The organism is Streptomyces sp. NPDC056948 (assembly GCF_042674225.1).
Lineage (GTDB): Bacteria > Actinomycetota > Actinomycetes > Streptomycetales > Streptomycetaceae > Streptomyces > Streptomyces purpurascens.
Genome location: NZ_JBHUQX010000341.1, coordinates 1 through 10,543, shown reverse-complemented (window position 1 = coordinate 10,543; position 10,543 = coordinate 1). Strand labels below are relative to the sequence as shown.

7 protein-coding genes are annotated in these 10,543 nt (G+C 70.1%); 4 read left to right on the top strand and 3 right to left on the bottom strand.

What is annotated here, in order from left to right; all coding sequences use genetic code 11:
• The first annotated feature begins 223 nt into the window (after window positions 1-223).
• Window positions 224-1,564, top strand: coding sequence for a DUF2254 domain-containing protein (locus tag ACFTZL_RS33270; protein WP_382590463.1), 1,341 nt, complete (start codon window positions 224-226; stop codon window positions 1,562-1,564).
• Window positions 1,565-1,646: 82 nt separating this feature from the next.
• On the opposite strand, the gene ACFTZL_RS33265 is transcribed toward ACFTZL_RS33270, so the two are convergent.
• From ACFTZL_RS33265 to sucC, 3 genes are read right to left on the bottom strand one after another with little or no spacing between them, the layout of a single operon-like run.
• The gene (locus ACFTZL_RS33265) at window positions 1,647-3,188 is read right to left on the bottom strand and encodes an aldehyde dehydrogenase family protein (protein WP_382590460.1); all 1,542 of its coding nucleotides are present in this window, start codon (window positions 3,186-3,188) and stop codon (window positions 1,647-1,649) included.
• 58 nt (window positions 3,189-3,246) lie between these two features.
• Window positions 3,247-4,146, bottom strand: a complete 900-nt coding sequence (sucD, locus tag ACFTZL_RS33260) for a succinate--CoA ligase subunit alpha (protein WP_382590457.1) — start codon at window positions 4,144-4,146, stop codon at window positions 3,247-3,249.
• A gap of 14 nt (window positions 4,147-4,160) precedes the next feature.
• Entirely contained in the window at window positions 4,161-5,291 is a 1,131-nt protein-coding gene (sucC, locus tag ACFTZL_RS33255; RefSeq protein ID WP_382590454.1) for an ADP-forming succinate--CoA ligase subunit beta, read from the bottom strand.
• Window positions 5,292-5,433: 142 nt separating this feature from the next.
• Between sucC and ACFTZL_RS33250 the strand changes: the two genes are divergently transcribed.
• From ACFTZL_RS33250 to ACFTZL_RS33240, 3 genes are read left to right on the top strand one after another with little or no spacing between them, the layout of a single operon-like run.
• Window positions 5,434-7,116 carry a thiamine pyrophosphate-binding protein gene (locus ACFTZL_RS33250; RefSeq protein WP_382590451.1) on the top strand — a complete coding sequence of 561 codons (1,683 nt, stop codon included), beginning with the start codon at window positions 5,434-5,436 and terminating at the stop codon, window positions 7,114-7,116.
• Window positions 7,117-7,125: 9 nt separating this feature from the next.
• A complete protein-coding gene (gene frc / locus ACFTZL_RS33245) occupies window positions 7,126-8,367 on the top strand; it encodes a formyl-CoA transferase (protein ID WP_382590449.1) in 1,242 nt (413 codons plus the stop codon).
• Window positions 8,368-8,371: 4 nt separating this feature from the next.
• Window positions 8,372-10,516, top strand: coding sequence for an acetate--CoA ligase family protein (locus ACFTZL_RS33240; protein ID WP_382590446.1), 2,145 nt, complete (start codon window positions 8,372-8,374; stop codon window positions 10,514-10,516).
• The last annotated feature ends 27 nt before the right edge of the window (window positions 10,517-10,543 follow it).

Sequence of the window (10,543 nt, the reverse complement as noted above, 5' to 3'; positions counted from 1 at the left end):
CGAGGGGGGACTTGAACCCCCACGCCCGATAAAGGGCACTAGCACCTCAAGCTAGCGCGTCTGCCATTCCGCCACCCGGACAAGGTGTCTGTCGCCTGGCCAGGAGTGCTCCCCGCGGCGACATGGACAACAATACCAAGGTTTCGGAGTGCCTTTCACCTGCGTTTCCGTCCGCCTGGCGGGGGTCCGGGACCTCGCGGCCCGATACCCCTAGGGTCACACCATGAGTGACTGGATGGTTACGCAGAGCCCCGCTCCAGGTCGCCGCCCGCGTGCGCTGTCGCCGCTCAGGGAGCATCTGCGGGACACGTTCTGGTTCGCTCCCACCGTGGCCATGGTGAGTGTCTTCGTGGTCTGGGTGGGGGCGCAGGTTCTCGACACGGTCATCGTCGACGCGCTCCAGGAGGACGGCGACTACGAGACGCTGGACGAGCTGCTGCGGTTCGCGGAGGACGCGAAGGCCGTCGTGACCGTGGTCGGCTCGGCGATGATGACCTTCATCGGTGTGGTCTTCAGCATCTCGCTGGTGGCCGTGCAGATGGCGAGCGGGCAGTTCACCCCGCGCGTGGTGCGGCTCTTCGTGCGGAGCCGGATCACCAAGGCGACCTTCGCGGTGTTCCTGGCGACCTTCGTGCTGACCCTGCTGGTCCTGACCTCCTTCGACACCGCCGACGACCCCCGTGCCGCGACCTCAGTGCCACTGGTGCAGTCGGTCCTCACCCTCTGCATGGTCGCGCTGAGCCTGTTCCTCTTCGTGCTGTACGTGAACACCACCCTGCGGCTGATGCGGATCAGCCATGTCATCGCGCGGATCGCCACGGAGTCCTTCCGGGTGGCCGCCTCGATGCCCGTACCGGCGGGTGGACCCGACGGGCACGAATCCGCCCTCCTCGGTTCCGCGACCGCGTGGGTTCCGCACGAGGGCCGGGCGGGTGTGCTGCGGGACGTGCACATCGCGCGGTTGGTGCGGGTGGCGCGCAAGCACGGGGTCGTGCTGCGGCTGATCCCCAGGATCGGGGACTTCGTGGTGCCCGGTACGCCCGTGCTGGCCGTCCACGGGGGTCCGGCCCCGCCGCGCGGGGCGCTGCGCTACACGGCCTCGGTCGGGGTGGAGCGGACCTACCACCAGGATCTCGGCTTCGGCTTGCGCCAGTTGTCCGACATCGCGCTGCGCGCCCTGTCGGCCGCGATCAACGATCCGACGACCGCCGTCCAGGCGCTGGACCGCATCATCCAGTTCCTGGCCTCGCTGAGCCGACGCCCGCTGGACGCCGCCCTGCACCGGGACCGGGCCGGTGCGGTGCGGCTGGTGCAGCCCGTGCCGGGGTGGACCGAGCTGGTGGATCTGGGGTTCACCGAGGTACGGGGGTGCGCCATCGGGAGCCCGCAGGTCTCCCGGCGCATGCTGGCCGGACTGGACGACCTGCTCCTGCTCGTGCCGGCGGAACGGCGGGAGCCGCTGCTGCGCCACCGCGAACTGCTCCGCCAGGCGGTCGACCAGGCCGAACCGTCCCCTTCGGACCGCGCGTTCGCCCTGCGCCCGGACCGACAGGGCATCGGCTGATCGGGCACCTCGAAGACGTCCGACGCCGGGAAGCCGTGTAAGTACCGCTTGGCGAACCGGCGTCGGACGCAACAGCCCTGCCTCACGGCAGGAGCTGGTACTCCGGGAAGTTGCCCGGCAGCCGCTCCCCCGACGGTCCCCGCGTCACCGCGCGCACCAGCAGCTCGCCGCCTACGAACGCGCCGCGCCAGGACGCGCCGAGCCCGCCGAAGAGCTCGTCGCGGTCGCCCCGGGAGCGGGGCCGCCCGTGGCCGACCTTGAAGGCGCGGATGTGCGGGGCGAGCCGCTCGTAAGTGGCCCGGTCGTCGGTGGACAGCGTGGCCACGAGCGCGCCGTTCGAGGCGTTCATCGCGGCGAGCAGCTCCGCCTCCGTGTCGACCAGGACGATCGTGTCGACCGGGCCGAACGGCTCCGCGTGGTGCAGCGGAGAGGACGAGGGCGGATTGAGGAGCGTGACCGGCTGGACGTAGGCCGAGGTGTCCTGGCCGGGCAGGAAGCGGGCGTCGACCGGGCTGCCGCGGTGCAGTGGCACGGCGCCGCGCTCGATCGCCTCGGCGACCTGGTCCTGGAGCTCCTTCGCCTTGGCGGCGTTGATCACCGGCCCGAAGTCCAGCTCGGCGTACGGGTCGTCAGGCTTCTCGACGGCGAGCGGGTGGCCGACCCTGACGTCGCGGACCGCCGGGAGGTACGCCGCCAGGAACGCGTCGAACAGATGCCGCTGGACGACGAAACGCGGGTACGCCGTACAGCGCTGCTTGCCGTAGTCGAAGAGCTTGGGAATCAGCGCGGTGAGCGCGTCCCAGTCCGAGTGGTTCCAAATGCCCCAGGTGTTGAGCCCTTCCTGTTCGAGTACGTGTCGTTTGCCGAGGTCGGCGACGGCCGTGGCCACCGCGGCGCCGGTGTCGCGGCCGCCGACGAAGGAGACGCAGCCGATCTCGGGCGCCCGCACCAGCGCCTGGGACAGCTCGCCTCCGCTGCCGCTGACGAGGGTCACGGGGATCCCCTCGCGCGCGGCGAGGGCACTGGCCAGGGTCAGGCAGGCGACACCGCCGTCGGTCGGGGTCTTGGCGATGACCGCGTTGCCTGCCAGTGCCTGTACCAGTAATGCGTGAACGAGCACGCTCATCGGGTAGTTCCAGCTCGCGATGTTGGACACCGGGCCGTCCAGCGGGGCCCGTCCGGCGATCATCGGTTCGATGCCGTCGACGTACCAGCGGACCCCGTCGATGGCCCGGTCGACGTCCGCCTGGGCGAGCCGCCAGGGCTTGCCGATCTCCCAGACGAGCAGGAGCGCGAGCAGCCGGCGGTGTTCGGTGAGGGCGTCGAGCGTGGCGGCGACGCGGGCCCTGCGCTCCGGCAGGGGGATGTGCCGCCAGGCGCGGTGCTGATCGAGGGCCGCGCGCACGGCCTGGCGGGCGGTGGACCCGTCCAGGCGCGGCGGACCGGCGATGGGACTGCCGTCGACCGGGCTGACGGCGGGCAGGACCCGGCCGTCCGCCTGCCAGGCGCAGTTCCAGAGGTTGAGGACTCGGTCGTCGCGGAAGGCCTCGGGCGCGACGGCGAGGCAGCGCTGCCACGCGTCGGGCCAGGACGTGCCGGATTTGAGGGTGAGGGTGGGTGCCATGGGGTTGCTCCGCTCTCGGTGCACAGTCGGGGGCGGGGAATCAGCGTGGGGCGGGGAATCAGCCCTGGGTGGACCGCTGTCGTCCTTCGAGACGCGCGAGCACGAGCTTCGCGGTCTCGGTCGGTGTACTTCCCACGCTCACCCCGACCGCCTCCAGCGCCTCCTTCTTCGCCTGTGCGGTGCCGGACGAGCCGGACACGATCGCGCCCGCGTGGCCCATGGTCTTGCCCTCGGGTGCGGTGAACCCGGCGATGTAGCCGACGACCGGCTTGGTGACGTGCTCGCGGATGTAGGCCGCCGCGCGTTCCTCCGCGTCGCCGCCGATCTCGCCGATGAGGACGATCAATTCGGTGTCGGGGTCGTCCTGGAAGGCGGCGAGGCAGTCGATGTGCGTGGTGCCGACGACCGGGTCGCCGCCGATGCCGACGCAGGTGGAGAAGCCGATGTCGCGCAGCTCGTACATGAGCTGGTACGTCAGCGTGCCCGACTTGGAGACCAGGCCGATACGGCCCGGCTTGGTGATGTCGGCCGGGATGATGCCCGCGTTGGACTGGCCGGGGGTGATGAGGCCCGGGCAGTTGGGCCCGACGATACGGGTGCCCTTCTTCTCGGCGTACGCGGTGAAGGCGACGGAGTCGTGGACGGGGATGCCCTCGGTGATGACGACCGCGAGGCCGATGCCCGCGTCGGCGGCTTCGACGACGGCCGCCTTGGCGAAGGCGGGTGGCACGAAGACGACGGTGACGTCCGCTCCGGTCGCGCGCATGGCGTCGGCGACCGAGCCGAAGACCGGCACGGCCCGGTCGTCGAAGTCGACCGTGCGGCCCGCCTTGCGCGGGTTGACGCCCCCGACGACGTTGGTGCCGGCCGCGATCATGCGCCGGGTGTGCTTCATGCCCTCGCCTCCGGTCATGCCCTGGACGAGGACCTTGCTCTCCTTGGTGAGGTAGATGGCCATGGCGTTCCCTCTCCTCAGGCCGCGGTGGCGAGTTCGGCGGCGCGGCGGGCGGCGCCGTCCATGGTGGTGACCTGCTGGACCAGCGGATGCGCGTGCTCGTCGAGGACGGCCCGGCCCCTGGCCGCGTTGTTGCCGTCGAGGCGCACGACGAGCGGCTTGGTCAGCCGGACGGTGTCCAGGGCCCGGACGATGCCGTCGGCGACGGCGTCGCAGGCGGTGATCCCGCCGAAGACGTTGACGAAGACGGACTTCACGGCCGGGTCGGAGAGGATCAACGACAGTCCGTCCGCCATGACCTGGGCGCTCGCTCCGCCCCCGATGTCGAGGAAGTTGGCGGGGCGTGCGCCGCAGCCCGCGACCACGTCCAGGGTCGACATGACGAGTCCGGCGCCGTTGCCGATGATGCCGACCTCGCCGTCGAGCTTGACGTAGTTGAGGCCCTTGGCGGCAGCGGCGGCCTCGAGTGCGTCGTCGTGCCCCCTTTCATCGGCACCCCATCGCGCCTGCCGGAAACGGGCGTTGTCGTCGAGGGTGACCTTGCCGTCGAGGGCGAGGATCTGCCCCTGCCGGGTGCGGACGAGCGGATTCACCTCGACGAGGAGCGCGTCCTCGCGGACCAGGACTTCCCAGAGACGTACGAGGACGTCGACGGTCTGCGGCGGCAGTCCGGCCGCCCGGGCGATCTCGCCCGCCTTCGCGGAGGTGACGCCCTCGGCGGGGTCGACGGGGACACGGGCCACGGCCTCCGGACGAGCGGCCGCCACCTCCTCTATCTCCATGCCGCCTTCCGCCGAGGCGATCGCGAGGAAGCGGCCGGCCGCGCGGTCGAGTACGTAGGACACATAGAACTCGGTCTCGATGTCGACGGGTTGGGCCAGCATCACTTTGCCGACCGTGTGGCCCTTGATGTCCATGCCGAGGATCTGACGGGCGGTGAGCTCGGCGGCGGCCGGGTCGGCAGCCGGCTTCACACCGCCCGCCTTGCCGCGTCCTCCGGTCTTCACCTGGGCCTTGACCACGACCCGTCCGCCGAGGCGGCGTGCGATCTCGCGGGCCTCCTTGGCCGAGTCCGTCACCTCGGCCCGCGGCACCAAGATGCCGTGTTCTTCGAAGAGTTCCCTTGCCTGGTGTTCGTACAGGTCCATTCCGGCTCCTGACTGAAAGTGCCGCACGCCCCCTGGACACCACCCACCGGATGCGGGATAACAAGCTTCATACAGTATTCGTCGACTGTATGCAATGTACTGCGAGCCGTTCCAACCCCCTACGAAGGGACAGGACTTCGCCATGCCCGACGACACCCAGGACTTGATTTCCGGTGGTCATCTCGTAGCCAAGGCGCTGAAGGCCGAGGGGGTCGACCGCATCTACACGCTGTGCGGCGGCCACATCATCGACATCTACGACGGCTGCGTCGACGAGGGCATCGAGGTCGTCGACGTACGCCACGAACAGGTCGCCGCCCACGCCGCCGACGGCTACGCGCGCATCACCGGCAAGCCGGGCTGCGCGGTGGTCACCGCGGGCCCGGGGACAACCGACGCCGTCACCGGCGTCGCCAACGCCTTCCGCGCGGAATCCCCCATGCTGCTGATCGGCGGTCAGGGGGCCCTCACCCAGCACAAGATGGGGTCACTCCAGGACCTCCCGCACGTCGACATGATGAACCCCATCACCAAGTTCGCGGCGACCGTGCCGGACACGGCACGCGCGGCGGACCTGGTCTCCATGGCGTTCCGCGAGTGCTTCCACGGCGCGCCCGGTCCCTCCTTCCTGGAGATCCCGCGCGATGTGCTGGACGCCAAGGTGCCCGCGGCCAAAGCCCGCGTGCCCCAGTCCGGCGCCTACCGCGCCTCGACCCGCTCGGCCGGCGACCCCGAGGCGATCGAGAAGCTCGCCGACCTGCTGGTGCACGCCGAGAAGCCGGCCATCCTGCTCGGCAGCCAGGTGTGGACGACCCGGGGCACCGAGTCGGCCATCGAGCTGGTGCGCACCCTGAACGTCCCGGCGTACATGAACGGCGCCGGCCGCGGCACCCTCCCGCCCGGCGACCCGCACCACTTCCAGCTCTCCCGGCGGTACGCCTTCTCCAACGCCGACGTCATCGTCATCGTCGGCACGCCCTTCGACTTCCGCATGGGCTACGGCAAGCGGCTGTCGCCGGAGGCGACCGTCGTGCAGATCGACCTCGACTACCGCACGGTCGGCAAGAACCGCGACGTCGACCTCGGCATCGTGGGCGACGCCGGGCTGGTGCTGAAGGCGGTGACCGAGGCGGCCTCCGGGCGCGTCAACGGGGGCGCGTCGAAGCGCAAGGAGTGGCTGGACGAGCTGCGGGCGGCCGAGCAGACCGCTCTGCAGAAGCGGCTGCCGAGCCTGAGGTCGGACGCCTCGCCCATCCACCCGTACCGCCTGGTCAGCGAGATCAACGACTTCCTCACCGAGGACTCGATCTACATCGGGGACGGCGGCGACATCGTCACCTTCTCCGGGCAGGTCGTACAGCCCAAGTCACCCGGGCACTGGATGGACCCGGGCCCCCTGGGCACGCTCGGCGTCGGCGTGCCGTTCGTGCTCGCGGCCAAGCAGGCGCGGCCCGACAAGGAGGTCGTCGCGCTCTTCGGCGACGGCGCGTTCTCCCTCACCGGCTGGGACTTCGAGACTCTCGTCCGCTACGACCTCCCCTTCGTCGGCATCGTCGGCAACAACTCCTCCATGAACCAGATCCGCTACGGCCAGGCCGCCAAGTACGGCAAGGACCGCGAGCGGGTCGGCAACACCCTCGGTGACGTCCACTACGACAAGTTCGCCCAGATGCTTGGCGGTTACGGCGAGGAGGTCCGAGACCCCGCCGACATCGGCCCGGCTCTCCGGCGCGCACGTGAATCCGGCAAGCCGTCCCTGATCAACGTCTGGGTCGATCCCGACGCGTACGCCCCCGGAACCATGAACCAGACCATGTACAAGTGAGGTGCCCCGATGACTGCTCCGTCCACCAAGGCCCTCGAAGGCATCCGCGTCCTGGACATGACCCACGTCCAGTCCGGGCCCTCCGCGACCCAGCTGCTCGCCTGGCTCGGCGCGGACGTCGTCAAGCTGGAGGCGCCGACCGGTGACATCACGCGCAAGCAACTGCGTGACCTGCCGGACGTCGACTCCCTGTACTTCACGATGCTCAACTGCAACAAGCGGAGCATCACCCTCAACACCAAGACCGAACGCGGCAAGGAGATCCTCACCGAGCTGATCCGGCGTTCCGACGTCATGGTCGAGAACTTCGGACCGGGCGCGGTCGACCGGATGGGCTTCACCTGGGACCGCATTCAGGAGATCAATCCACGGATCGTCTATGCCTCCATCAAGGGGTTCGGCGAGGGCCCGTACACCAACTTCAAGGCGTACGAGGTCGTCGCGCAGGCCATGGGCGGGTCGATGTCGACCACCGGTTTCGAGGACGGGCCGCCGCTGGCGACGGGAGCCCAGATCGGGGACTCGGGGACGGGTGTGCACGCCGTGGCGGGGATTCTCGCGGCGCTGTACCAGCGGGAGAACACCGGGCGCGGTCAGCGGGTCAACGTGGCCATGCAGCATGCCGTCCTCAACCTCTGCCGGGTGAAGCTGAGGGACCAGCAGCGGCTGGCGCGTGGCCCGCTCCGTGAATATCCCAACGAGGACTTCGGCGACGAGGTTCCCAGGTCCGGAAACGCGTCCGGCGGCGGGCAGCCCGGCTGGGCGGTCAAGTGCGCGCCGGGTGGCCCGAACGACTACGTGTACGTCATCGTGCAGCCCGTCGGCTGGCAGCCGATGAGCGAGCTCATCGGCCGGCCCGAACTGGCCGACGACCCCGAGTGGGCGACGCCCGAGGCGCGGCTGCCCAAGCTGAACAAGATGTTCCAGCTCATCGAGGAGTGGTCCTCGACGCTGCCCAAGTGGGAGGTGCTGGAGCGGCTCAACGCGCACAACATCCCGTGCGGGCCGATCCTGTCCACCCGGGAGATCATCGAGGACCGGTCGCTGGTCGCCAACGAGATGGTCGTCACCGTCCCGCACCCGCAGCGGGGCGAGTTCGTGACCGTCGGCAGCCCGCTCAAGCTGTCCGACTCCCCCGTCGAGGTGACCGGTTCACCGCTGCTCGGCGAGCACAACGAAGAGGTCTACGTCGGCGAACTCGGTCTCGGTGACGAGGAAGTACGCCTGCTCAAGTCGAACGGAGTGATCTGACGTGATGGCAGAAGACCGCCTCCTGCGGGTGCGCGGCCTCCTCGACTCCGTGCGGGCCGAGGGGCGGACCGCGCTGACCGCGCCCGAGGGCAAGGTGATCGCCGACGCGTACGGGATCGCCGTACCGGGCGAGGAGCTGGCGACCGACGTCGAGGAGGCCGTGTCGTTCGCGGCGCGCTTCGGCGGGCCCGTCGTGATGAAGATCGTCTCGCCGGACATCCTGCACAAGACCGACGCCGGCGGGGTCATCGTCGGTGTCGAGGGCGCCGCGGACGTACGGGCGGCGTTCCACACCATCGTCGACAACGCGCGCGCCTACGACGCGGATGCCCGCATCGACGGTGTGCAGGTGCAGGAGCTGCTGCCGAAGGGGCAGGAGGTCATCGTCGGCGCGGTCACGGACCCGACGTTCGGCAAAGTGGTCGCGTTCGGGCTCGGCGGGGTGCTCGTCGAGGTCCTGAAGGACGTCACCTTCCGGCTCGCCCCGGTGGACGCCGACGAGGCACTGTCGATGCTGGACTCGATCCGCTCGGCGGAGATCCTGCGCGGGGTGCGCGGCCAGGCCGGTGTGGACCGGTGGGCCGTGGCCGAGCAGATCCGCCGCGTGTCCGAACTCGTCGCGGACTTCCCGGAGATCGCCGAGGTGGACCTCAATCCGGTGATCGCGACCGCGGAGGGGGCCGTCGCGGCCGACATCCGGGTGATCCTCGCCGAGTCGCAGCCCAAGCCGCGGCGGCGGTACTCGAGGGACGAGATCCTCACGTCCATGCGGCGGCTGATGCAGCCCAACTCGGTCGCGGTGATCGGCGCCTCCAACGAGCAGGGCAAGATCGGCAACTCCGTGATGCGCAACCTCGTCGACGGGGGCTTCGCCGGGGACATCCACCCGGTGAACCCCAAGGCCGATGACATTCTGGGCCGCAAGGCGTACAAGAGTGTCACGGACGTTCCCGGTGAGGTGGATGTGGCGGTCTTCGCGATCCCCGCCAAGTTCGTGGCCTCGGCCCTGGAGGAGGTGGGACGCAAGAAGATCCCGAACGCCGTGCTGATCCCCTCCGGCTTCGCGGAGACCGGCGAGCACGAACTCCAGGCGGAGATCGTGGAGATCGCCGAGCGGCACGGAGTACGGCTGCTGGGTCCGAACATCTACGGCTACTACTCCACCTGGCAGGACCTCTGCGCCACGTTCTGCACGCCGTACGACGTCAAGGGCGGGGTCGCGCTGACCTCGCAGTCGGGCGGCATCGGGATGGCGATCCTGGGCTTCGCGCGCACCACCAAGACGGGTGTGTCGGCGATCGTGGGGCTCGGCAACAAGTCGGACCTGGACGAGGACGACCTGCTGACCTGGTTCGGGGAGGACCCGCACACCGAGTGCATCGCCATGCACCTGGAGGACCTCAAGGACGGGCGCGCCTTCGTGGAGGCCGCGCGGGCGACCGTGCCGAAGAAGCCGGTGGTCGTGCTGAAGGCCGGGCGTACGGCGGCGGGCGCGAAGGCGGCCGGTTCGCACACCGGTGCCCTGGCGGGCGACGACGCCGTGTACGACGACATCCTGCGGCAGGCCGGGGTCATCCGGGCCCCTGGGCTGAACGAGATGCTGGAGTACGCGCGCGCGTTGCCGGTGCTTCCCGCCCCCAAGGGCGACAACATCGTGATCATCACGGGGGCCGGGGGCAGCGGCGTGCTGCTCTCCGACGCGGTGACGGACAACGGGCTGTCGCTGATGGAGATCCCGCCCGATCTGGACGAGGCGTTCCGGAAGTTCATCCCGCCCTTCGGGGCCGCCGGCAACCCGGTGGACATCACCGGGGGCGAGCCGCCGTCGACGTACGAGGCGACGATCCGGCTGGGGATGGAGGACCCGCGCATCCACGCGCTCGTCCTCGGCTACTGGCACACCATCGTCACCCCTCCGATGGTCTTCGCGGAGCTCACCGCGCACGTGGTGGCCGAGTTCCGGGAGCGGGGCATCGAGAAGCCCGTCGTGGCGTCGCTCGCGGGCGATGTGGAGGTCGAGGAGGCCTGCCAGTACCTCTTCGAGCGCGGGGTCGTGGCGTACCCGTACACGACCGAGAAGCCAGTGGCCGTGCTCGGCGCCAAGTACCGCTGGGCGCGGGAGGCGGGGGCGCTGGGGGGCGGTACATGAGGTGAGGGAGCAGGGGCCGGCCGACGG

Excerpts from the sequence above, each read along its gene's own strand:
- ACFTZL_RS33270 (WP_382590463.1), top strand. The coding sequence starts at position 224 with ATGAGTGACTGGATGGTTACGCAGAGCCCCGCTCCAGGTCGCCGCCCG.
- ACFTZL_RS33265 (WP_382590460.1), bottom strand. The coding sequence starts at position 3,188 with ATGGCACCCACCCTCACCCTCAAATCCGGCACGTCCTGGCCCGACGCG.
- sucD (WP_382590457.1), bottom strand. The coding sequence starts at position 4,146 with ATGGCCATCTACCTCACCAAGGAGAGCAAGGTCCTCGTCCAGGGCATG.
- sucC (WP_382590454.1), bottom strand. The coding sequence starts at position 5,291 with ATGGACCTGTACGAACACCAGGCAAGGGAACTCTTCGAAGAACACGGC.
- ACFTZL_RS33250 (WP_382590451.1), top strand. The coding sequence starts at position 5,434 with ATGCCCGACGACACCCAGGACTTGATTTCCGGTGGTCATCTCGTAGCC.
- frc (WP_382590449.1), top strand. The coding sequence starts at position 7,126 with ATGACTGCTCCGTCCACCAAGGCCCTCGAAGGCATCCGCGTCCTGGAC.
- ACFTZL_RS33240 (WP_382590446.1), top strand. The coding sequence starts at position 8,372 with ATGGCAGAAGACCGCCTCCTGCGGGTGCGCGGCCTCCTCGACTCCGTG.